Below are 22367 nucleotides of genomic sequence, written 5' to 3' on the forward strand. Positions count from 1 at the left end.
GCTGCCCATGGACCTGTTTCGAAGTGACCCGATTGCCCAGCCATTGGCCGCACGCTTGCGTTCGACCAACCTGGATGAGTACGTCGGTCAGGAACACCTGCTTGCTCGCGGTAAGCCTTTGCGCGAAGCCCTGGAGCAGGGGGCGCTGCACTCGATGATTTTCTGGGGGCCGCCGGGGGTGGGCAAGACGACCCTGGCGCGGCTGCTGGCGAAGGTCTCGGATGCGCACTTCGAAACGGTCTCGGCGGTACTGGCTGGGGTCAAGGAGATCCGCCAGGCGGTGGAAGTCGCCAAGCAGCAGGCCGGGCAGTACGGCAAGCGCACCATCCTGTTTGTCGATGAAGTGCACCGCTTCAACAAATCGCAGCAGGATGCGTTTTTGCCCTATGTGGAAGATGGCACGCTGATTTTTATCGGCGCCACCACCGAAAACCCTTCGTTTGAATTGAACAACGCCTTGCTCTCGCGCGCGCGGGTCTATGTGCTGAAAAGCCTGGACGAAGCGGCGATGCAGAAATTGCTGCAGCGCGCCCTGAGTGAAGACAAAGGCCTGGGCAAGCGGCAACTTCGCGTCAGCGAAGAGGGCTTCAAGATCCTGCTGACCGCCGCCGATGGTGATGGTCGCCGCTTTCTCAACCTGGTGGAGAACGCTTCCGACCTGGCCGAAGACGGCAGCGAGATTGGCGTCGACCTCCTGCAAAGCCTGCTCGGCGACACGCGCCGTCGTTTCGACAAGGGCGGCGAAGCCTTCTACGACCAGATCTCGGCCTTGCATAAATCCGTACGCGGCTCCAACCCGGACGGCGCGCTGTACTGGTTCGCGCGCATGATCGACGGCGGCTGCGACCCGCTCTACCTGGCACGCCGCGTGGTACGCATGGCCAGCGAAGACATCGGCAACGCCGACCCACGCGCACTGAGCCTGTGCCTCGCCGCCTGGGACGTGCAGGAGCGCCTCGGCAGCCCGGAAGGCGAGCTGGCAGTGGCCCAGGCCATCACTTACCTGGCCTGCGCGCCGAAAAGCAACGCGGTGTACATGGGCTTCAAGTCGGCCTTGCGCGCCGCCGCCGAATACGGCTCCCTCGAAGTGCCGATGCACCTGCGCAACGCGCCGACCAAGCTGATGAAACAACTGGGTTATGGGGATGAATACCGCTACGCCCACGATGAGCCGGACGCCTATGCGGCCGGTGAAGACTACTTCCCCGATGACCTTGAGCCACTTCCGCTTTATCAGCCGGTGCCCCGTGGCCTGGAGCTGAAGATCGGTGAAAAGCTCAATCACCTCGCCGAACTCGATCGACTCAGCCCTAAACAACGGAGAAAGTAGTGTTCAAGACGATTCTAGCCGTGTCCGCAGCCGGCATCGCTGGTACATTATTGCGTTTCGCCACTAGCACCTGGGTCAGCGCCAACTGGCCGAAGCATTTTTATGCGGCGACCCTGGCGGTCAACCTGGTGGGCTGTTTGATCATCGGGCTGTTGTATGGCTGGTTCCTGTTGCGCCCGGAAGTACCGATTGAAATTCGGGCTGGCTTGATTGTCGGCTTTGTAGGCGGTCTGACGACCTTTTCATCCTTTTCACTGGATACGCTGCGCCTGCTGGAAAGCGGGCAGACCCTGATAGCCTTCGGGTACCTGGGCATCAGCGTGTTCGGCGGGCTGCTCGCCACCTGGGCTGGCCTGTCCTTGACCAAACTTTGATAAACGAGAGACCGACATGCTCGATTCCAAACTGTTACGTAGCAACCTTCAGGACGTAGCGGACCGCCTGGCATCCCGTGGCTTTGCCTTGGATGTTGCGCGCATCGAAGCGCTGGAAGAACAGCGCAAGACCGTCCAGACCCGCACCGAAGCACTGCAGGCTGAACGTAATGCGCGTTCCAAATCCATCGGTCAGGCCAAGCAGCGCGGTGAAGACATCGCGCCGCTGATGGCGGATGTCGAGCGCATGGGCACTGAGCTGTCCGACGGTAAAGTCGAGCTGGAAAAAATCCAGTCCGAGTTGGATTCGATCCTGCTGGGCATCCCCAACATCCCGCACGAATCCGTGCCGATTGGCGAAGATGAAGACGGTAACGTCGAAGTGCGTCGCTGGGGCACGCCAACCGCCTTTGATTTCGAGATCAAGGACCACGTCGCCCTGGGCGAATTGACCGGCGGCCTGGATTTCGAAACCGCGGCCAAGATGTCCGGCGCGCGCTTTGCCTTGCTGCGCGGTCCGATTGCGCGCATGCACCGTGCCCTGGCGCAGTTCATGATCAACCTGCACACCGGCGAGCACGGTTACGAAGAAGCCTACACCCCGTATCTGGTGCAGGCGCCGGCGTTGATGGGCACCAGCCAGTTACCGAAGTTCGAAGAGGACCTGTTCAAGATCAGCCGCGACGGCGAAGCCGACCTGTACCTGATTCCGACCGCCGAAGTGTCGCTGACCAACATCGTCGCCGGCGAGATCCTCGACGCCAAGCAACTGCCGATCAAGTTCGTGGCCCACAGCCCGTGCTTCCGCAGCGAAGCCGGCGCATCGGGCCGTGACACCCGCGGCATGATCCGCCAGCACCAGTTCGACAAGGTCGAGATGGTGCAAGTGGTCGAGCCGTCGACGTCCATGGAAGCCCTGGAAGGCCTGACCGCCAACGCCGAACGCGTCCTGCAATTGCTGGAGCTGCCGTACCGTGTGCTGGCGCTGTGCACCGGCGACATGGGTTTCAGCGCCGTGAAGACCTACGACCTTGAAGTGTGGGTGCCGAGCCAGGACAAGTACCGCGAGATTTCGTCGTGCTCCAACTGCGGTGATTTCCAGGCCCGTCGCATGCAGGCGCGTTTCCGTAACCCGGAAACCGGCAAGCCGGAGCTGGTGCATACCCTTAACGGTTCCGGCCTGGCGGTAGGCCGTACCCTGGTGGCAGTGCTGGAAAACTACCAGCAGGCTGACGGTTCGATCCGTGTACCGGAAGTGCTCAAGCCTTACATGGCGGGCGTTGAGGTCATCCGCTAAATGGAATTTCTGCCGCTGTTTCATAACCTGCGCGGCAGTCGTGTGTTGGTCGTCGGTGGCGGGGAGATTGCCTTGCGCAAATCCCGGCTGCTGGCCGATGCCGGTGCGTTGCTGCGGGTGGTTGCTCCCCAGATCGAAGACCAGTTGCGTGAACGGGTACTGGAGAGTGGCGGGGAGTTGATTTTGCGCGGTTATCAGGAGGCGGACCTCGACGGTTGCACCCTGATCATCGCGGCCACGGACGACGAGCCGCTGAACGCGCAAGTGTCCAGCGATGCCAAGCGCCGTTGCGTGCCGGTTAACGTGGTGGATGCGCCAGCCTTGTGCAGCGTGATCTTCCCAGCGATTGTCGACCGTTCACCGTTGGTGATCGCAGTGTCCAGCGGCGGCGATGCGCCGGTGCTGGCACGCCTGATCCGAGCGAAGCTGGAAACCTGGATTCCGTCCACCTATGGTCAGTTGGCGGGGTTGGCGGCGCGTTTTCGTGCCCAGGTCAAAGGCTTGTACCCGGATGTTCAGCAGCGTCGTGCGTTTTGGGAAGAGGTTTTCCAGGGCCCGATCGCCGACCGCCAGTTGGCCGGGCAGGGTGATGAAGCCGAACGCTTGCTGGTCGAGAAGGTCAACGGCGCGCCACCCTACGCGCCGGGCGAAGTCTATTTGGTGGGCGCAGGGCCGGGTGATCCCGACCTGCTGACCTTCCGCGCCCTGCGCCTGATGCAGCAAGCCGACGTGGTGCTGTATGACCGCCTGGTCGCTCCGGCGATTCTCGAATTGTGCCGCCGTGATGCCGAGCGAATTTATGTCGGCAAGCGTCGTGCCGATCATGCCGTGCCGCAAGACCAGATCAACCAGCAACTGGTGGATTTGGCCAAGCAAGGCAAGCGAGTGCTGCGCCTCAAAGGTGGCGACCCGTTTATCTTTGGCCGGGGTGGCGAAGAGATCGAGGAGTTGGCTGCCCACGGCATCCCGTTCCAGGTCGTACCGGGAATCACCGCAGCCAGTGGTTGCGCGGCCTATGCCGGGATTCCGCTGACTCACCGTGACTATGCCCAGTCGGTACGTTTTATCACCGGGCATTTGAAGAACGGGACGTCAGACCTGCCTTGGCAGGATCTGGTGGGGCCGTCGCAGACCCTGGTGTTCTACATGGGTTTGATTGGCTTGCCGATCATCTGTGAGCAACTGATCAAGCACGGGCGTGCATCGGACACCCCCGCAGCGCTGATCCAGCAGGGCACCACGTCCAACCAGCGTGTATTTACCGGCACCCTGGCGGACCTGCCGCGGCTGGTGGCGGAGCATGAAGTGCATGCGCCGACACTGGTGATCGTCGGTGAGGTGGTGGTGTTGCGCGAGAAGCTCAAGTGGTTTGAAGGCGCGCAGTCCCAGGTTTGAGCCTTAAAAGCATCGGGAGCAAGCCCCCTCTCATATTGGAATGCATGCCAATGTGAGAGGGGGCTTGCTCCCGATGACGCCTTCAGACACAACACTGCATCTGGATCAGCCCCAGACAGCTCTGCCGTTTAGCCGCCCACGATCATGCGCAGTATCAAACGCTTGTAACGGCCCCTTCGGCACAATCCCCGTCGGGTTGATCGTGCGGTGACTGGCATAGTAATGCCCTTTGATATGCTCGAAATCCACCGTCTCGGCCACCCCCGGCCACTGATACATCTCCCTCAGCCAATTCGACAGGTTCGGATAGTCCGCAATCCTGCGCAGGTTGCATTTGAAGTGGCTGTAATACACCGCATCAAAGCGAATCAGCGTGGTGAACAGCCGTACATCCGCCTCGGTCAGGTATTCACCGACCAGGTAGCGATGGTCACCCAGATGATGTTCCAGGTGATCCAGCTCGGCAAACACATCCTCAAACGCACTGTCATACGCCTGCTGCGACGTGGCAAAGCCTGCGCGGTATACGCCGTTGTTCACGGCGGGGTAGATGCGCTCGTTCAGCGCGTCGATGGTCGCGCGCAGCGGCTCGGGGTAGAAGTCGAGGGTATTGCCGGTCAACTCATTGAACGCGCTGTTGAACATGCGGATGATCTCCGCCGATTCATTGCTGACGATGCGCTTGAGCTTCTTGTCCCACAGCACTGGCACGGTGACGCGCCCGGTGTAATCGGCAGTGTCAGCGGTGTAGCGCTGGTGCATGAAGTCAAAATCATCCAGCTTGTCGCCGGTCGAGCCGTGGGCCTTGTCGAAGGTCCAGCCGTTTTCCAGCATCAGCCAACTGACCACAGATACATCAATCAGGCTTTCCAGGCCCTTGAGCTTGCGCAGGATCAGGGTGCGATGGGCCCACGGGCAGGCGAGGGAGACGTAGAGATGATAACGGCCGGCCTCGGCCTTGAAACCGCCTTCGCCGCTCGGGCCTGGCGCGCCGTCGGCGGTCACCCAGTTCCGGCGTTGCGCCTGTTCCCGTTGGAATGCGCCGTCTGCGCTACTTTCGTACCACTGGTCTTTCCAGTGTCCTTCGATCAGCAAACCCATGACTGGCTCCTCGACTATTAAGCGTTGGAGCCCAGTCTAAAGGGCTGAGTTCGAACTAAAAGCGCAAAGACCGGGCGTTAATGATCGATTAAATCGATTTGTCTCGCGCATCCCAGTATTGCTGGGCCAGGATGAACGCCTGTTCGCGTGAATGGCCAAGGCCGCGCAACGCCAGGGCCATGGTCGCGATCAAGGCCAATTGCGGATAACTGTCTTCGACATCACCGCGCCACAACGCCTTCAGGTGTTCCGGTTCGAGTGTGGCCGGTTTGACGTGGCGTTGGGCGGAGAGGGCGGCCCACTCCTCGTCCCAGCTTTCGCCGCCGGTGGTGCCGTACAGGTGGCTCGCCGAGTCAGGGTTGATCTCGATCTCGCCGCCATCACCCTTCACCACGATTACGTTGTCGCCGAGCAGGCCGCTGGCATCGCGGTGCACGCCCTGGTAACCGGGGTGGAAAATACTTTGCAGGCCCAGTCGGGCATTCAGGGGGTTGAGCAAACGCGCCAGGGAGTGGATAGGCGAGCGCAGGCCCAGGGTGTTGCGCAGGTCGATCATGCGTTGCAGTTGCGGCGCCCAGTCACCCAGCGGGATAAACGCCAGGTTGCCTTGCGTGTAGGCGCTCTCGACCTGCTGCCAGTTACGGCATAGCGGGATCTGCAAACCTTCCAGCAATTGCTCGGTGTACAGCCGCCCCGCCGTGTGTGCGCCGCCGCCGTGCATGAGAATACGCACGCCATTTTGCGCCAGGCACTTGGCCGCCAGCAGATACCACGGCAGATGGCGCTTCTTTCCGGCATAGGTTGGCCAGTCGACATCCACGTTCAGCGCCGGGGCGGCCAGGCGTTCGCGCACGGCCTCAGTGAAACCGGCGAGTTCTTCCGGGCTTTCCTCCTTGTGGCGCAGCAGCATCAGGAAGGCGCCGAGCTGGGTGTCTTCGACTTTTTCGTCGAGCAACATGCCCATGGCTTCGCGCGCTTCCTCGCGGGTGAGGTTGCGCGCACCGCGCTTGCCTTTGCCCAGGATGCGCACGAACTGCGCAAACGGGTGCTCGGCAGGGGTTTCGAGGGTCAGCGGGGCAAAGTCGGTCATAAGCAATTCGTCGGCCTGGGCAGGCCCGCCAGTTTGGCGGCGAGTTTGGCGGGAGTGCCGTTGAACAGTTTGTTGAGGTGCAGGCTGTTGCCCTTTTCCGGGCCGAGTTTCAAGGCCGTGTACTTGATCAACGGGCGTGTGGCCGGTGACAGCTGGAATTCGGCATAAAACTGGCGCAGCAATTCGAGGATTTCCCAGTGGGCCTCGGTCAGCTCCAAAGCTTCGGCGGCGGCGAGGGCATTGGCGACGTCAGTGGACCAGTCGTCCAGGTGGGCCAGGTAGCCGTCCTTGTCCAGTTCCAGGGTGCGTGCGCCTACGGTCAGGGTGTTCATAGCCAGGTGTTGACCTTGTCGTAGTCAATCGACAATTGCACGAAGCCTGGGTAGTCCACGCTGTCGGCCCAGTCCGGGAGCGGCAGATTGCGGGCCTGCATGTCTTCGGCCAGCACAAACACCTTCACGCCCTTTGTTTGCAGCGCCGCGTTGTGCAGCCCATAGGCGCCATCGCCGCAGAGCAGGATGGCGTCCGTGGCGCCGCAGATGCGCAGGCAGCTTGCGAGGCGGCTATCGGTAAACGGGGAATGGGATACCACATGTAGAGTCGACATCAGAGGGTAATCACCTGGTCGTAACGGTCAATCAGTTCGCAGATCGCTGCAGTGTCCAGCGGCTGGGCGTTGGCGGGTGTTGAGAGACCGCGCTCGGCCAGGCTGTGGCTGCAGGCGAACACTTCATCAATGCCGAACAGACCCAGTGCTTGAAGGTTGGCGCTGAGGTCTTTTTGCTGCACGGCTTTGGCGTCCTGGTGCGGCGCGAGCTGGAACACACCGTCATCGAGGAACAGCAGGCCGATCGGCAGATCGAAAGCGCCGCCGGCCAACACGATGTCCAGCGTTTCGCGGGCGCTTGGCCCGGACCACGGCGACTGGCGGCTGATCACCAAAAGAGATTTGGACATATCACGCCCCTCCAAAACAGATCAGGCGGTCGGCGGACTGGGCGGCATCGTGCAACTGCCCCAGGCCCGACAACGCCCAAGGTGCGTCGAGGTTGACCGCGCTGCGCTGATAACGCGTGGCTTCCTCCTGGTTGAGCACGCCGCGGCGCAAGGCGGCGGCAATGCACACCACGCCATCAAGCGAGTGCTGGCTGACAAACTCGCGCCATTGTCGGGCGATGTCTTGCTCATCTTGAGGCGCAACGATGTTGCTGGACGCGCTGTGCACGCCGTCCTGATAGAAAAACAGCCGCACAATCTCATGCCCGCCGGCCAATGCCGCCTGGGCGAACAGCAGGGCACGGCGCGAGGAGGGCGCGTGGGCGGCGGAAAACACTGCAATCGCAAACTTCATGGAACACTCTGCAAGCAAACGTGAGCCAATGATAAAGCCGCCGCCACGAAAAAGCCCGCCGTGATCAAAACGGTCACTGTCGGTGACCGTTCCGGCGATTGCCCTCAGGGGCAAGGCTGCCTAGTCTGTGGGCAGTCGAAACGGAAATGGAGTGCCCATGTCAGGTCCCTTGGCGTCCCTCAAAGTGCTGGATTTTTCCACCCTGCTGCCCGGCCCGTTTGCCTCCCTGATGCTGGCGGACATGGGCGCCGAAGTGCTGCGTATCGAGTCGCCCACACGCATGGACCTGTTGCGGGTGCTGCCGCCCCATGATCAGGGCACTTCGGCCAGCCACGCCTACCTCAATCGTAACAAGCGCAGTCTGGCACTGGACCTCAAGCAGGCCGAGGCGCTGGAGATCGTACGGGCACTGGTGAACGACTACGACATTCTGCTCGAACAATTCCGACCTGGGGTAATGGATCGCCTAGGGTTGGGCTATGAGGCACTGAAGGCGATCAACCCCCGGCTGATTTATGTGGCGATCACCGGTTACGGCCAGACTGGCCCCTATAAGGACCGCGCCGCGCACGATATCAATTACCTGGCGCTCGCCGGAGTGGCCAGCTACACCGGGCGCCAGGACGCCGGGCCTTTGCCCCTCGGCGTGCAGTTGGCGGACGTGGGCGGTGGTTCGCTGCATGCGGTGGTGGGGTTGCTGGCGGCGGTCATCGCTCGGCAGCAGAGCGGGGTGGGGCAATACCTGGATGTGAGCATGACCGATTGCTCGTTCAGCCTGAACGCGATGGCCGGCGCGGGTTACCTGGCGTGTGGGGTGGAGCCTGAGTGGGAAAGCCATGTGCTCAATGGCGGTAGTTTCTACGACTATTACCGGTCACGGGATGGGCGTTGGATGTCGGTGGGCAGCCTGGAACCGGCGTTTATGCAACAACTCTGCACAGCCTTGGGCCGCCCCGAACTGGCCGCGCAAGGTTTGTCGCCCAAGCCGGAACAGCAAAAAGCCCTCAAGCAGGCGCTGCAGGTCGAGTTTGAAAAGCGCAGTTTTGATGAGCTGTGTGCGCTGTTTGCCGCGACAGATGCCTGTGTGGAACCGGTGTTGACCCTGAGCGAAGCCGTGGCGCATCCGCAGTTGAAGGCGCGTGCGCTGGTCAGCCAGGTGCCGCGGGGCGACGGCTCGACCCAGTCGCAGCTTGCCTGTCCGTTGAAGTTTTCCGACGGGTTACCGGCGCCTCGGCATATTGGCGTTGCCGTGGGCGCACACAGTGATGAGGTGTTGGTGGAGCTGGGGCTTAGTGCCCAGCGGATAGCCGAGCTGCGACAGGCCAAGGTGGTTGGGTAGTGCCTGATCTGACGCTTTCGCGAGCAAGCCCGCTCCCACAACCGAACGTGTTCTGACCTTGGAATACAGGCGAATGTGGGAGCGGGCTTGCTCGCGAAGAGGCCCTCACTCCACCCGAGTTTCCCCGGTAAACACCAGCGTCTGCCGACACCTGCGACACAAATACCGCCGCCCCTGAGCCACCATGCCATGTCGCTGCGACGAAAACGGAAAGTCGCTATCGGCACACGGGCAACGATAGATATAGCGAGTCACCTGACGACGCTTCACCTCATAGGTATGGCAACGATCCGGCGGCAGTTCGTAGACCCCGCGCATGATCAATTGCCATTCCTCGCCATGGGGCTGGATACGTTCGCCAAACAATTGGTGGGCAATCAGGTGCGCGACTTCGTGGGCCACGGTCTGTTTCAGGAAGTGCTGGCTGTTTTCACGGTACAACTGTGGGTTGAAACGCAGCAGGTTCTCGTGCAAATGCGCGACACCGGCCTTTTGCCCACGCAGCTTGAGGCTGACCTGGGGGCGTTTGAAGCTTCGTTTGAAAAAGGATTCGGCTTGCAGGAAACAATCTTCGACGCGGGTATTGAGTTGCTCGGGCATGCTGTACATATCTCCAGAGACGTCCAGTATGCCGCAAAGCTGGGTGTTTCCGAATCTGTCAGGCGCCGAATGGTCATGCATGATGCACAAAGCCACCTTGCGGTGGCTTTGCCTGGGGGTTGAAAAGGTCAGTTGGTGTAGATAGGGCCCACGCCCAGGCCCCAGACGACCACGGTAAACGCCATGATTGCCACCAGGACCACCAGGCCCACGGCCAGTACCGAGCTGGAAAACAGGAAGCCTTCATCGGGGTCGATGTTCATGAAGGTCGGCAGCCCGACATAGAGCAAGTACACCGTGTAACAAATGGCCGCCGTACCCACGACCATGCCCAGCCACATATGCGGATAGAGCGCGGCCAGCCCACCGATAAACAACGGCGTAGCGGTGTAGGTGGCAAAGGCCACGCAACGCGCCATGCTGGGGTTGGCGTCGTAGGTGCGTGCCATCCAGTGGACAAACGCGCCCATTACCGCCACGCCGCCGAGCATGGCGGCGTAAGACATGAGGGTCATCCACAAGGCGCTTTCCTGGGTCAGCATCACCGGTGCGCGATTGCCGATGACCCAGCCGACCTGGGTGGTGCCGATAAAGGCGGATACGGCGGGGATCGCCGCAAGAATCAAGGTGTGAGTGAGGTACATGTGGCCGATGCTTTCTTCTTTATCGCCACGGATTTCCCGCCATTCCTGGTCGGGATGGGTAAACAGCCCCACGACGTGATGGATCATGCCAGTCACTCCTGTCGTTATTACCATCGCCCCCCATCGGAGCGCCCACGGGCCAAATGGCCTCAAAGGTCCGGATAGATGTGCGACCTCTAGTCGCAGTATAGGAAGTGATGACCGGAATAACTGTAGGGCCTTTAGAGCAAATTGCGCTGTAAACATTGAGCTTAATCGCGGCGAGGTCTTTTACCGCTAGCCCTTTTGATGGTTTTTTTGCGTAAAATAACCGGCTTTTCGTCACACACCTCTAGCGGATCCAAGCGCCATGGGCACTCTTACGGTCAACCAGAACAAACTGCAAAAACGCCTGCGTCGCCTGGCCGGGGAAGCGGTCGCCGATTTCAACATGATCGAGGACGGCGACAAGGTCATGGTCTGCCTCTCCGGCGGCAAAGACAGCTACACCATGCTCGACGTGCTGCTGCACCTGCAAAAGGTCGCGCCGATCACATTCGAGATCGTCGCCGTCAACATGGACCAGAAACAACCGGGTTTCCCTGAGCACGTGCTGCCGGCCTACCTCAAGGCGCTGGGTGTCGAGTATCACATCGTCGAAAAAGACACCTACTCGGTGGTCAAGGAGCTGATTCCGGAGGGCAAGACCACCTGCTCGCTGTGCTCGCGCCTGCGCCGTGGCACGCTGTACACGTTCGCCGACGAGATCGGTGCGACCAAGATGGCACTGGGTCATCATCGCGATGATATCGTCGAGACCTTCTTCCTCAACATGTTCTTCAACGGCTCACTCAAGGCCATGCCGCCCAAGCTGCGCGCCGATGACGGGCGCAACGTGGTGATCCGCCCGCTGGCGTATTGCAACGAGAAGGACATCCAGGCCTACTCCGACTTCAAGCAATTCCCGATCATTCCGTGCAACCTGTGCGGCTCCCAGGAGAATCTGCAGCGCCAGGTGGTCAAGGAAATGCTGGTGGACTGGGAGCGCAAGACCCCAGGCCGTACCGAAAGCATCTTCCGCAGCCTGCAGAATGTGATTCCCTCGCAGTTGGCCGATCGTAACCTGTTCGACTTCACCAGCTTGAAGATTGATGAGACCGCTGCGTCGCGCTTCGTCAATGTTGTGAACCTCTGAGTCGATTCAACGCTCTGACACACGGCGCTTGCGGGCGCCGTTTTCAATTCAATTGCTAGGAGAGGGCATGCGCGATTACAAGTGGCTGCACGAATACTGTCTGAACCGATTCGGTTCGGCGGCCGAGCTGGAAGCCCACCTGCCTGTACCCAAGACCCCGGCGCAATTGCGCAAGATCAGCGATGATCGCTACCTGTCGACCCTGGCGTTGCGTGTGTTTCGTGCGGGCTTGAAGCACAGCGTAGTGGACGCCAAGTGGCCGGCCTTCGAGCAGGTGTTCTTCGGTTTTGACCCGGAAAAGGTCGTGCTGATGGGCGCCGAGCACCTGGAGCGGCTGATGCAGGACACGCGCATCATTCGTCACTTGGGCAAGCTCAAGAGCGTACCGCGCAATGCGCAGATGATTCTCGACATCGAGCAGGAGAAGGGCAGTTTCGGCGCGTTTGTCGCCGATTGGCCGGTGACCGATATCGTCGGGTTGTGGAAATACCTGAGCAAGCATGGTCACCAGCTCGGCGGGCTGTCAGCGCCGCGCTTCCTGCGCATGGTCGGCAAGGACACCTTTGTGCCGAGTTATGACGTGGTGGCGGCGCTGAACGCGCAGAAGATTGTCGACAAGGCGCCGACCAGCCTGCGCGACCTGGCGACGGTGCAGGGGGCGTTCAACCAGTGGCATGCCGAGAATGGGCGGCCGATGTGCCAGTTGTCGATGATGCTGGCGTATACGGTGAATCATTGAGACCACGTTGATGCTTTCGCGGGCAAGCCCGCTCCCACAGGGGAATGCATCCAAATGTGGGAGTGGGCTTGCTCGCGAAGGCTGAGTTTCAGGCGTCGCGGGCTTCAACCAATCGCCGATTCAACTGATGCCGCCACCGCACATACAACAACGCCGTACAAAACACCGCCAGGCTCGCCAGCATCTCAAGTACCCCGAACCACTGCCGGTTCGGGTCATAGGCCGCCAGCGCGCCCTTGATGAAGTACAAATTCACCACAAAGCACATCCACGAATGCCCGCGCGCGCTGCCCAGCAGCATGCCCGGCGTCAGCACCAGCAGCGGCACCAGTTCGATCAGCAGGATCACCCACGGCCGTGCGCCGTGCAGATCAGCAACGAACAGGTAGTACACGCACAGCAACCCCACCAAGCCGAAAAACGTCAGCAGGCTCAGCACGCGCGCCAGCTTGACCCGCGGCTCCAGCCACGCCTGGGGCGGCAGGACCTTAGGCTTTCTGGCCACGGCCGTTCTCCAGCAGCGTGGCGGTGGTGGCCAGGCGCAGGCCGAGGGCGCGGCACAGGGCGATTTCATGTTGATCGAGCAGGCGCTTGCCGTCAGGCCCGGCATGGTGGCTGGCGCCATACGGCGTGCCGCCGCCCTGGGTGTCGAGCAGCGCCTGTTCGCTGTAGGGCAGGCCGGTGATCAGCATGCCGTGGTGCAACAGCGGCAACAGCATCGACATCAACGTGGTTTCCTGGCCGCCGTGCAGGCTGGCGGTAGAGGTGAACACCCCAGCCGGCTTGCCGACCAGGGCACCGGTAAGCCACAGGTTGCTGGTGCCGTCGAGGAAGTACTTGAGCGGCGCGGCCATGTTGCCGAAGCGGGTCGGGCTGCCCAGGGCCAGGCCCGAGCAGTGCTTCAAGTCATCGAGGCTGGCGTACAGCGCGCCTTCCTCTGGAATGCTCGGCGCCACGGCTTCGCACTCGGTGGAGATCGCCGGCACGGTACGCAGCCGGGCTTCCATGCCGCCTTGCTCGATGCCCCGGGCAATCTGCCGGGCCATTTCGCTCACCGAGCCATTGCGGCTGTAATACAGCACCAGCACATACGGCGACGTCACGGCAGAATCTCCAGCACGTTTTCCGGCGGACGGCCAATGATGGCGGTGTCGGCGGTTTCCAGAATAGGGCGTTCCATCAGCTTCGGATGCTCGGCGATGGCGGCAATCAACTGTGCTTCGCTGAGGCTGGCGTCCGCCAGGTTGAGGGTTTTGTATTCATCTTCACCCGTGCGTAGCAGTTGGCGGGCGCTGATGCCCAGCTTGCCCAGCAACGCCTTCAATTGCGCGGCGTCCAGCGGGGTTTCCAGGTAGCGCACCACCGTCGGAGTGAGGCCGCGGGCTTCCAGCAGTTCCAGCGCACCGCGGGATTTCGAGCAGCGCGGGTTGTGATAAAGCGTCAGATCGGTCATGTGCGGGTCGCATCTTGCGTAAGGTGGCAGGTATTCTACCCGCGCAGCGACCTGTCCTTAAACCGTAAGAGGCGATAGGTCGCAGCCAACGTTCATTTTTGCGAAGGATTACCCCATGACAAGGCGACTGATCGGAGCATTGGCGATCATCACAACCCTGCTGCTCAGCGGCTGCGGTAACGATTACGGCGTTGACCAATATGGCAAGAAGGTAGCTTCCGAACGCCTGGACAAGCAATGGCTGGTGGTCAACTACTGGGCCGAATGGTGTGGCCCGTGCCGTACGGAAATCCCCGAACTCAATGCGTTGGCCGAGCAGTTGAAGGCGCAGAACGTAGGCGTATTTGGGGTCAATTTCGACAACGTGCAGGGCGAAGAACTGAAAGCCGCCAGCGACAAGCTGGGCATCAAGTTCACGGTGCTGGCGCAGAACCCGGAAGAGATTTTCGATATTCCACGCAGCGAAGCATTGCCGGTGACCTACATCATTGATGACAAGGGCAAGGTACGTGAGCAGTTGATGGGTGAGCAGACAGCGGAAGGGGTGTTGGCCAAGCTCAAGGCCTTGCGCGGCTAAAACCACGACTCAAAACACCTGTGGGAGGGGGCTTGCCCCCGATGACGGCATGTCAGCAATAATATATTGACTGATCCAGCGCTATCGGGGGCAAGCCCCCTCCCACATTCAGCTTCCATCAAGCCATAGATTGGTACATCAGCCTTCTTCGAGCCACAAGCGGATCGGCTTGCCTTCGGCCGGCCAGAACCGCGTCTGCTCGATGGGCGAGATATCCCAACGCTGCACGCCTTGCAGGGCCTGGAAGAAGCGGTGTTCCTGCTCCATCAGGGCCTCGGCGCAGAGTTTGCGGGTGCTGCCGATCTTGCCGAAGCTGAGGCTGTCGCCGTCGACGGTGTAGGGCGCAAACCAGTGGTTGCAGCCGCCATTGCCGTAGGCGCGGCCATCGGCGCCGAGGGTGACGGTCAGGTGCGCATAGTCCATCAGCGGGCGTTCACCAATCCATTCCACCACGTAGCTGTGATCCTGCTTGAGCTTGACCGAATCCCCGGCGCAACCCGTCAGGGCCGCACCGATGGCGGCGAGCAGAAGCAGGCCTCTCATTGCGCGGCCTTCTGGCATTTCGGGCAGCGGTGCTTGTCACCCTCGCTGGCCCAGCCCAGTTCGGCAATGCGCGCATTCGCGGCGGGTTGCAGCGGCTCTTTGGTCAGCTTGGTTTCCACCGCGAATTCGAACTCCAGCACGGCCTCGCAGCTGTCGCAGTTGACCTTCCAGGTGTGAATCTCCAACTCGCCGAACTTCGGCCCCTGGGCCATGGCGACCCACTGGCCTGCCGGGCGGATGGAGTAGCGCGCGTCACCTTCGACGGTGAGGCGCATCGACAGGGTTTTACTACCGCGCAAGGTGACGATCAGCACGTCGCCGTGCTTGATCGAACCACCGTTGCCAGTGACCTGATAACGGCCCGGCACCAGGGCGCGGCATTCGATCAGGGTGTGTTGCGGGCTCAGCAAACTGAAGCGGAAATCGTGTTCGGCCATGGATCCTCCAAATAGGCGCGGCATCCTATCACGGTGCTGGCTCATCATGAGCCCGGTATGTGACCGCTGATCATCCTTCGACAAGGTTCTGCGCCCGCCCATCGGCCCAGGCGGCAATGTTGGCCAGGGTGGTGCCGGCAATCGCCGCCAGGGCCTCGCGCGTGAGGAACGCCTGGTGGGCGGTGATGATCACATTGGGGAAGGTCAGCAGGCGCGCGAGGACGTCGTCCTGCAGGGGCAGGTCGGAGCGGTCCTCGAAAAACAGCTGGGCCTCTTCTTCATACACATCGAGTCCCAGATAGCCGAGCTGGCCGTCCTTGAGCGCCTCAATCAGCGCCGGGGTGTCGACCAGGCCGCCGCGACCTGTGTTGATCAGCATCGCGCCCGGCTGCATCTGCGCCAGGGAGCGGGCGTTGATCAAGTGCTTGCTGTCGGCGGTGAGCGGGCAATGCAGGCTGATGATCTGTGCCTGGGCGAGCAGTTCGGGCAGGCTCACGTAGCGCGTGCCCAGGGCCTGTACCTGCGGGTTGGGGAAGGGGTCATAGGCGAGCAACTGGCAGCCGAAGCCGGCCATGATCTTGGCAAACGTAGCGCCGATCTGCCCGGTGCCGACCACGCCGACGGTCTTGCCCACCAGGTCGAACCCGGTGAGGCCATGCAGGCTGAAATCGCCATCGCGGGTGCGGTTGTAGGCCCGGTGCAGTCGACGGTTGAGGGCGAGGATCAGTGCGACCGCATGCTCGGCCACCGCATGGGGCGAATACGCCGGTACCCGCACGATGGTCAGGCCCAGGCGCTTGGCGCAGGCCAGGTCCACATGGTTGTAACCCGCCGAACGCAAGGCGATCAACCGCGTGCCACCCTTGGCCAGATGCTCCAGGACCGGGGCGCTGAGGTCGTCGTTGATAAAGGCGCAGACCACTTCGTGATGCTCGGCCAGGGCTACGGTGTCCAGATTGAGACGGGCTGGCTGGAACTGAAGCTCCAGGCCAGGCGGCAGCGGTTCGCCGAGGAAACTGTCGCGGTCGTAGGTCTGGCTGCTGAAAAGAATGACGCGCATGGAAATGCTCCCTGCAATGACAAATGAAGGCACAGGCGTTTGTGGTGAGCGGGCTTGCCCCGCTCGCGCGATACGGCGAGCCGACAAGCCCGCTCACCACAAACGCCGGTACCTGTGCAAAATCAGGCGTTGACCCGCGCTTCACTGGCGAGTCGGGCGATGGCCATGTCCAGTTCGTCCAAGGCATGCCGGGCCTTGGCGTCGTCCTGCTTGAGCAGGGTTTCGGCGCGGTGGCAGGCGGCCCGCAGTTGCGGTACGCCGCAATAACGGGTGGCGCCATGCAGTCGGTGCACACGCTCGATCAGGGCGTTGTTGTCGTTGGCGTCACGCGCAATGGTGATGGCGAGTCGGTCGGCCTCCAGGGAGGCGAGCAACATGGCGAGCATGTCCGCCGCCAGATCCGCCTTACCGGCGGCCAGGCGCAGGCCTTCTTCATGGTCAAGCACAGGCAGTTGTACGCCGGGGCCGAGGCCATCCGCTACGCGTTCCGGGCCTTGATTGCGCAGGGCCAGGCCGGTCCACTTCAATACCACCTGAGCCAGCTGCCGCTCGCTGATGGGTTTGGTCAGGTAATCGTCCATGCCGCTTTGCAGCAAGGCGCGTTTTTCGTTGGCCATGGCGTGGGCGGTGAGGGCGACCACTGGCAATGGCGTGCCGCTGCGTTCGCTTTCCCACTGGCGGATCGCCTCGGTGCTCTGGCGGCCATCCATGCCGGGCATTTGTACGTCCATCAGCACCAGGTCGAAGGTGTCCTGTTTCACGGCGTCGATGGCGGCATAACCGCTTTCCACGGCACGCACCCGCGCGCCCATGTCTTCCAGCAGGGTCTGTACCAGCAGCAGGTTCGCCGGATTGTCATCCACGCACAACACGCGCGGCGCACGGCTGGACAACGGTTCGCCCGGTTCACTGCGCGACGGACGCGGGCTGATCAGGTCGGACAGCGCACGGCGCAGTTTGCGCGTGCACGCCGGCTTGGCCTGCAACTGGCTGTTGGGGTTGGGCACGGACTGGTTGAACAGCATCTGCTCGGTGGTGGGGCACAGCACCAGCACTTTGCAGCCCAAGTGTTCGAGGTCCCACAGGTGCTGGTTGAGGCGTTCGGGCGGGATGTCGTTGGCCGTCACGCCGAGCACCGCCAGGTCGATGGCCTGTTCGGTCTGATGGGCGCTGGTGATGCCGTTGGTCAGACTTTCCAGGCTATTGAACGGGGTGACTTCCAGGCCGCAGTCTTCCAATTGATGTTGCAGCGCCTGGCGTGCCAGTTCGTGGTTTTCCAGCACGGCGACGCGATGACCCAGCAGGGGCGCGGAAGGCAAGTCTTCGACGTCGTCGCGGGTCTTGGGCAGGTTCAGGCTGATCCAGAATTCCGAACCTTCGCCCGGCGTGCTGTCGACGCCGATTTCGCCGCCCATCTGCTCGATCAGGCGCTTGGAAATCACCAGGCCCAGCCCCGTGCCGCCGGGTTGGCGCGACAGCGAGTTGTCGGCCTGGCTGAAGGCCTGGAACAGCGCGCGCACGTCCTGGCTGGACAGGCCGATACCGGTGTCCTGCACGCTGATGCGCAATTGCACGCTGTCCTCCTGTTCGTCCTCGATCATTGCCCGGGCCACGATGGTGCCCTCGCGGGTGAATTTGATCGCGTTGCTGATCAGGTTGGTGAGGATCTGCTTCAAGCGCAGCGGGTCGCCGACCAACGCCAGCGGCGTGTCGCGGTACACCAGGCTCACCAGTTCCAACTGTTTGGCATGGGCGGCGGGTGCGAGGATGGTCAGGGTGTCTTGCAGCAAGTCCCGAAGGTTGAACGGGATGCTGTCGAGCACCAGCTTGCCGGCTTCGATTTTCGAGAAATCGAGGATCTCGTTGATGATGCCCAGCAGGTTGTCGGCGGACTTTTCGATGGTGCCCAGGTAGTCAAGCTGGCGTGGGGTCAGCTCGCTTTTTTGCAATAAGTGGGTAAAGCCAAGGATGCCGTTGAGCGGCGTGCGGATCTCATGGCTCATGTTGGCCAGGAACTCCGATTTGATGCGGCTGGCCTCCAAGGCCTCCTTGCGTGCCAGGTCCAGCTCAATGTTCTGGATCTCGATGGTTTCCAGGTTCTGGCGCACGTCCTCGGTAGCCTGGTCGATGCTGTGTTGCAGTTCTTCCTGGGCATTCTGCAAGGTCTCGGCCATGCGGTTGATGCCGGAAGCGAGCTGGTCCAGTTCCTGGCTGCCCAGGGGCGGCAGGCGGGTTTCCAGATTGCCGTCCTTGAGTTGAGCCACGGCTTGTTTGATCTGGCCGATCGGCGAATTGATCGTGCGGCTGATGCGCAGCGCCAGCGCGGCGGTGCAAATCAGGCCGATGGCGATCAGCAACAGGCTGGCGAACAGGCTGCGGTAGCCGCGCAGCAACATGCCGTTGTGGGACAGTTCCACCTCGACCCAGCCCAGCAGGCGGTCGGCTTCATCCGGGATCAGCTCGCCGGCAAGGTTGCGATGGCGCCCGAACACCGGCAGCAAATAGCGGGTGGCGTCATTGCCGGTGCGTTGCAGCAGGTGAGAGCTGTTGCCGACCGGCGGTTGGTTGAGCATGGTCGGGCCGGCGTGGGCGAGGGACGCGCGTTCGGGGCTCAGAAAGGACACGGCACGCACGTCCGGCTGTTCCAGGGATTGAGTGGCGATGCGCTCAAGCAGATCGGTGTTGCGCGCGCTGAGGGCGGGCGCGACCAGCGGCGCCAATTGCTCGGCAATCATCTCGCCGCGTTGCAGCAATTGGGTCTGCAGTTCCGAGAGCTGCATCCAGGTGAAATAGCCCCCCAACAACGAGGCCATCAGGCTGGTCGGTAATAAGGTCAGCAACAGTACGCGGCCTTTTATCCCCATTCTTGTCAGCACGCCACTCTCCTGCTACCACATTGATATCTACGAAATTGCGCGGGCATCCGGTCCGCGCCACCTGCGCAGTGTAGCCATTTGCGCGGCGAGGAATCTTGCAAATTAATGACATACGGCAATCTTCAAGGCATTTGGCGCGCGGTGGCGATTGCCTGTGGCGGGTGAATCTTGAATAATCAGTGATTGAGAATGAATTGCAGATACTAATGAATCCCGCAGCGATTGGCCTACCCAGTGTCCTGACCATTGAAGATGACCCCGTGCTGGGCGCCTATGTCCAGGAGCACCTGGGCCGCTGTGGTTTCCACGTCACCTGGTGCCAGAACGGCCAGCAAGGCCTGCAGATGGCGCGCAATCAAGTGTTTGACGTGGTGCTGATGGATATCCTGCTGCCGGGGCTGGATGGGTTGTCTATCCTGACCCACCTGCGTCAGAGCCATTCGATCCCGGTGATCCTGATGTCGGCACTGGGGGCCGAGGCCGATCGCATCAGCGGTTTCCGCCTGGGCGCCGATGACTACCTGCCCAAGCCGTTCAGCATGATCGAGCTGCGTGTGCGCATTGAAGCCATCCTGCGCCGGGTAGCCCTGGACCGACGCCCATTGCCGAGCCTGGCACCCGCACGTGACGATGCCCGCACCTTGCGCTTCGACGATGAATTGTGCGATGTCTTCCACCTGGGGCACTGGGCCGGCTTGACCCGCAGTGAATACCGGCTGCTGGAAACCCTGCATCGCAACGCTGAAGAAGTCCTCAGCAAACCCTTCCTTTACCAGCATGTGCTGCAACGCGGTTACGCGCCCCATGACCGCAGCCTCGACATGCACATCAGCCAGATCCGCCGCAAGCTCAAGGCCATCGGCTACACCGAGCGCGAAGTGCGTACGGTGTGGGGCAAAGGCTATGTGCTGAGCGGTGCCGATGACAGCCTTTGAACGCCCCTTGAAGCGGCTGCCGGGCAAGCACTCGTTGTTCTGGAAGCTGGCCTGCCTGTTGATCGCCTTCTGTTTGCTGATGATCTGGCTCAGTTGGTCGTGGGGTCGGTACATGGAGCAGAAGAACGCCTACCTGTCCGATGAAGCGCGGATCACGTTGAGTGGCTACGCAGTCGGTGCCGAGCAGGCGTGGAGTCAGGGTGGACGTGCGGGTGTCGACGCTTGGCTGCAGGCGATGGGCAAGCGTGAAACCACCTGGATAGGCGTGATCGGCAATGACCTGCAGTCGCTCAGCAGTTACCCGCTGACCGATAAGGAAAGCCAGCGCCTGACCTTTCTGCGTGGCCTGGATTGGCCGGTGAGCCGACATGTCAAAGGCCTGCCGTGGCTGAAAATCCCGTTCCCCGTCGACCCCAACGCGGGTTCGCTGGTGATCGAGTTGCCGCAGCGCTTCATGCCGGGGCGCTATCAGCTGTTCTGGCGGGTGGTGACCAATGGCGTGATCCCCGGTCTGTTTACCCTGTTGTTGTGCGTCGGCCTGTATCGGTTGCTGATCGTGCCCCTGAATCAACTGCGTGAGCAGGCCAATGCCTGGCGTGCCGATCAATTGAATACCCGGTTATCCCACGATGCGACCAGTCGCCGGGATGAATTGGGCGAGCTGGGCCGTGCGTTCGACCATATGTCCGAGCGTTTGCAGGGTACCGTGGTGTTGCAGCAGCAACTGCTGCGGGACATGTCCCACGAACTGCGCACACCGCTGAGCCGTCTGCGGGTGGCCTGTGACAGTGAGCAAGACCTGACGCAACTGCGCGAGCGCCTCGGCCGTGAGATCGACGCCATGCAACGCCTGGTCGAAGACAGCCTGCAACTGGCCTGGCTGGACACTGAACGGGCGCCGCTGCCTCAGGAAAATATCCAGCTGCAGGCCTTGTGGGACATGCTGCGCGAAAACGCGTGTTTCGAGAGCGATTGGCCGGCATCGCGTCTGCCGTGCCTGCTCGGCCCGGATTGCTGGGTGCGAGGCAACCTGAACGCGTTGGCCCAGGCGCTGGAAAACGTCCTGCGCAATGCCATCCGCCACTCACCCGTGGGCGGTGTGGTCAGCCTGGATGGGCGTCGCGAAGGTGACTATTGGCATGTGTGGCTGGAGGACCAGGGCGGCGGGATAGATGAAGGGGATCTGGAGCGGATCTTCGCACCTTTTACCCGGCTGGACGGTTCACGCCCGGGCGATGGTGGCTTCGGCCTGGGCCTGAGCATCGCGCGCAATGCCGTGCAGCGCCAGGACGGTAGCCTCTGGGCAGAAAATACCGGGCAAGGGTTACGGGTGCATCTGCGCCTGCGGGCTTGCTAGGCGCGACGTTGTTTGCGTTTTTTCCATTGGTGGGCCACCCACCAGCGCCAATAGCCCATGGTCAGGCAGTACGCGATCGCGCCCAATACCAGCCCCAACACCACTGAACCCAGCAGGAACGGCTGCCATAACGTGCTCAATTGGCCGCTGATCCATTCCCAGGTCAGGTCATCCGGCAAGCTGCGCGGCGGCACATTCATCAGCCAGGCGCCGGTCATGTAAGTACAGATAAACACCACAGGCATGGTAATCGGGTTGGTCAGCCATACCAGGCTGACCGCGATGGGCATATTGGCGCGCACGGTGATCGCCAGGACGGCTGCCAGCAACATCTGCAACGGAATCGGGATAAAGGCCGCGAACAAACCCACGGCCATTGCGCGTGCGACCGAATGCCGGTTCAGGTGCCAGAGGTTCGGGTCATGCAGCAAGGTGCCGAGAAACTGTAATGACTTGTGTTCCCTGATACTGCTGGGGTCAGGCATGTATCGTTTGAATAAGCGCCGGGGCATAAGGGGTCCAGGTCAGTTCGAGGGGCAAGTATGCCCGCATTCTATAAACAGAAAATTCAGACTTTGTGACAAAACATCATAGGCCGTATTGGACAACCGGCTAAGACTGAGTGGATCACTCGAAAAGGAGGATCCATGAGGACAGGGATGTTCGCGTTTGCGCTGGGGTTGCTGGCCTTGCGC

Annotated in this window: 26 protein-coding genes; 10 read left to right on the top strand and 16 right to left on the bottom strand. The window is 61.5% G+C overall.

The features are described 5' to 3' along the window. The first annotated feature begins 7 nt into the window (after positions 1 to 7). The 4 genes from AC4PS7_RS17495 to cysG are packed head-to-tail and all read left to right on the top strand — an operon-like array spanning position 8 to position 4396. Positions 8 to 1330, top strand: coding sequence for a replication-associated recombination protein A (locus AC4PS7_RS17495; protein ID WP_010209607.1), 1323 nt, complete (start codon positions 8 to 10; stop codon positions 1328 to 1330). Next, complete coding sequence (gene crcB / locus AC4PS7_RS17500; protein WP_010209609.1) at positions 1330 to 1704, top strand: fluoride efflux transporter CrcB; 375 nt, start codon at positions 1330 to 1332, stop codon at positions 1702 to 1704. Before AC4PS7_RS17495 ends, crcB begins: the two co-directional genes overlap by 1 nt. A 16-nt stretch (positions 1705 to 1720) precedes the next feature. Further along, positions 1721 to 3001, top strand: coding sequence for a serine--tRNA ligase (gene serS / locus AC4PS7_RS17505; protein ID WP_010209612.1), 1281 nt, complete (start codon positions 1721 to 1723; stop codon positions 2999 to 3001). Next, complete coding sequence (gene cysG, locus AC4PS7_RS17510) at positions 3002 to 4396, top strand: siroheme synthase CysG (RefSeq protein ID WP_021492757.1); 1395 nt, start codon at positions 3002 to 3004, stop codon at positions 4394 to 4396. A gap of 105 nt (positions 4397 to 4501) precedes the next feature. Here the strand turns inward: cysG and AC4PS7_RS17515 are convergent, their stop codons facing one another. The 6 genes from AC4PS7_RS17515 to tusD all read right to left on the bottom strand — a co-directional run bounded on the left by AC4PS7_RS17515 (position 4502) and on the right by tusD (position 7938). Beyond that, positions 4502 to 5497, bottom strand: a complete 996-nt coding sequence (locus AC4PS7_RS17515; protein WP_154847085.1) for a glutathione S-transferase family protein — start codon at positions 5495 to 5497, stop codon at positions 4502 to 4504. Between the two features lie 88 nt (positions 5498 to 5585). Beyond that, the gene (locus tag AC4PS7_RS17520; RefSeq protein ID WP_021492755.1) at positions 5586 to 6587 is read right to left on the bottom strand and encodes a glycosyl transferase family protein; all 1002 of its coding nucleotides are present in this window, start codon (positions 6585 to 6587) and stop codon (positions 5586 to 5588) included. Then, a complete protein-coding gene (locus AC4PS7_RS17525) occupies positions 6584 to 6919 on the bottom strand; it encodes a TusE/DsrC/DsvC family sulfur relay protein (protein WP_047540918.1) in 336 nt (111 codons plus the stop codon). Before AC4PS7_RS17525 ends, AC4PS7_RS17520 begins: the two co-directional genes overlap by 4 nt. Then, positions 6916 to 7194: a sulfurtransferase complex subunit TusB gene (tusB, locus tag AC4PS7_RS17530; protein ID WP_010209618.1), complete on the bottom strand. Its 279-nt coding sequence runs from the start codon at positions 7192 to 7194 to the stop codon at positions 6916 to 6918. The genes AC4PS7_RS17525 and tusB overlap by 4 nt, the downstream gene beginning before the upstream one ends. After that, positions 7194 to 7544, bottom strand: coding sequence for a sulfurtransferase complex subunit TusC (tusC, locus tag AC4PS7_RS17535; RefSeq protein ID WP_010209620.1), 351 nt, complete (start codon positions 7542 to 7544; stop codon positions 7194 to 7196). The genes tusB and tusC overlap by 1 nt, the downstream gene beginning before the upstream one ends. 1 nt (position 7545) lies before the next feature. Then, positions 7546 to 7938, bottom strand: coding sequence for a sulfurtransferase complex subunit TusD (gene tusD, locus AC4PS7_RS17540; RefSeq protein ID WP_021492753.1), 393 nt, complete (start codon positions 7936 to 7938; stop codon positions 7546 to 7548). A gap of 157 nt (positions 7939 to 8095) precedes the next feature. Between tusD and AC4PS7_RS17545 the strand changes: the two genes are divergently transcribed. Further along, positions 8096 to 9277, top strand: a complete 1182-nt coding sequence (locus tag AC4PS7_RS17545; protein ID WP_154847086.1) for a CaiB/BaiF CoA transferase family protein — start codon at positions 8096 to 8098, stop codon at positions 9275 to 9277. A gap of 105 nt (positions 9278 to 9382) precedes the next feature. Here the strand turns inward: AC4PS7_RS17545 and AC4PS7_RS17550 are convergent, their stop codons facing one another. Further along, positions 9383 to 9877, bottom strand: coding sequence for a SprT family zinc-dependent metalloprotease (locus tag AC4PS7_RS17550; protein WP_010209629.1), 495 nt, complete (start codon positions 9875 to 9877; stop codon positions 9383 to 9385). A gap of 128 nt (positions 9878 to 10005) precedes the next feature. After that, on the bottom strand, positions 10006 to 10608 hold the full coding sequence (locus AC4PS7_RS17555) for a Yip1 family protein (protein WP_010209630.1): 603 nt from the start codon (positions 10606 to 10608) through the stop codon (positions 10006 to 10008). Positions 10609 to 10870: 262 nt separating this feature from the next. Here AC4PS7_RS17555 and ttcA point away from each other — a divergent pair, with 262 nt between their 5' ends. Together ttcA and AC4PS7_RS17565 are read left to right on the top strand one after the other, a co-directional pair. Further along, complete coding sequence (ttcA, locus tag AC4PS7_RS17560; protein ID WP_010209631.1) at positions 10871 to 11695, top strand: tRNA 2-thiocytidine(32) synthetase TtcA; 825 nt, start codon at positions 10871 to 10873, stop codon at positions 11693 to 11695. 67 nt (positions 11696 to 11762) lie between these two features. After that, positions 11763 to 12434 carry a DNA-3-methyladenine glycosylase I gene (locus tag AC4PS7_RS17565; RefSeq protein WP_492179646.1) on the top strand — a complete coding sequence of 224 codons (672 nt, stop codon included), beginning with the start codon at positions 11763 to 11765 and terminating at the stop codon, positions 12432 to 12434. 88 nt (positions 12435 to 12522) lie between these two features. On the opposite strand, the gene AC4PS7_RS17570 is transcribed toward AC4PS7_RS17565, so the two are convergent. The 3 genes from AC4PS7_RS17570 to arsC are packed head-to-tail and all read right to left on the bottom strand — an operon-like array spanning position 12523 to position 13887. Continuing rightward, entirely contained in the window at positions 12523 to 12939 is a 417-nt protein-coding gene (locus AC4PS7_RS17570) for a DUF2069 domain-containing protein (protein ID WP_042572150.1), read from the bottom strand. Next, entirely contained in the window at positions 12923 to 13537 is a 615-nt protein-coding gene (gene wrbA / locus AC4PS7_RS17575; RefSeq protein WP_010209634.1) for an NAD(P)H:quinone oxidoreductase, read from the bottom strand. Before wrbA ends, AC4PS7_RS17570 begins: the two co-directional genes overlap by 17 nt. Beyond that, complete coding sequence (gene arsC / locus AC4PS7_RS17580; protein WP_010209636.1) at positions 13534 to 13887, bottom strand: arsenate reductase (glutaredoxin); 354 nt, start codon at positions 13885 to 13887, stop codon at positions 13534 to 13536. The genes wrbA and arsC overlap by 4 nt, the downstream gene beginning before the upstream one ends. A 115-nt stretch (positions 13888 to 14002) precedes the next feature. Here arsC and AC4PS7_RS17585 point away from each other — a divergent pair, with 115 nt between their 5' ends. Beyond that, positions 14003 to 14464, top strand: a complete 462-nt coding sequence (locus tag AC4PS7_RS17585; RefSeq protein WP_010209638.1) for a TlpA disulfide reductase family protein — start codon at positions 14003 to 14005, stop codon at positions 14462 to 14464. Positions 14465 to 14602: 138 nt separating this feature from the next. On the opposite strand, the gene AC4PS7_RS17590 is transcribed toward AC4PS7_RS17585, so the two are convergent. From AC4PS7_RS17590 to AC4PS7_RS17605, 4 genes are all read right to left on the bottom strand, one after another. Next, positions 14603 to 15007: an META domain-containing protein gene (locus AC4PS7_RS17590; protein WP_010209641.1), complete on the bottom strand. Its 405-nt coding sequence runs from the start codon at positions 15005 to 15007 to the stop codon at positions 14603 to 14605. Next, the gene (locus tag AC4PS7_RS17595; protein ID WP_010209642.1) at positions 15004 to 15444 is read right to left on the bottom strand and encodes a hypothetical protein; all 441 of its coding nucleotides are present in this window, start codon (positions 15442 to 15444) and stop codon (positions 15004 to 15006) included. The genes AC4PS7_RS17590 and AC4PS7_RS17595 overlap by 4 nt, the downstream gene beginning before the upstream one ends. 70 nt (positions 15445 to 15514) lie before the next feature. Further along, on the bottom strand, positions 15515 to 16504 hold the full coding sequence (locus tag AC4PS7_RS17600) for a 2-hydroxyacid dehydrogenase (protein WP_010209643.1): 990 nt from the start codon (positions 16502 to 16504) through the stop codon (positions 15515 to 15517). Between the two features lie 122 nt (positions 16505 to 16626). Continuing rightward, positions 16627 to 19380 carry a response regulator gene (locus tag AC4PS7_RS17605; RefSeq protein ID WP_492179647.1) on the bottom strand — a complete coding sequence of 918 codons (2754 nt, stop codon included), beginning with the start codon at positions 19378 to 19380 and terminating at the stop codon, positions 16627 to 16629. A gap of 206 nt (positions 19381 to 19586) precedes the next feature. On the opposite strand from AC4PS7_RS17605, the gene AC4PS7_RS17610 reads away from it, so the two are divergent. After that, complete coding sequence (locus AC4PS7_RS17610) at positions 19587 to 20315, top strand: response regulator transcription factor (protein ID WP_010209645.1); 729 nt, start codon at positions 19587 to 19589, stop codon at positions 20313 to 20315. Then, positions 20302 to 21672 (top strand): sensor histidine kinase, encoded by a 1371-nt coding sequence (locus AC4PS7_RS17615; protein ID WP_154847090.1) that lies wholly within the window; start codon positions 20302 to 20304, stop codon positions 21670 to 21672. The genes AC4PS7_RS17610 and AC4PS7_RS17615 overlap by 14 nt, the downstream gene beginning before the upstream one ends. Here AC4PS7_RS17615 and AC4PS7_RS17620 read toward each other — a convergent pair. Then, complete coding sequence (locus AC4PS7_RS17620) at positions 21669 to 22184, bottom strand: DUF2062 domain-containing protein (protein ID WP_021492748.1); 516 nt, start codon at positions 22182 to 22184, stop codon at positions 21669 to 21671. The genes AC4PS7_RS17615 and AC4PS7_RS17620 overlap by 4 nt on opposite strands. Positions 22185 to 22367 lie beyond the last annotated feature (183 nt).

Source organism: Pseudomonas sp. DW-iso3, from assembly GCF_058725305.1.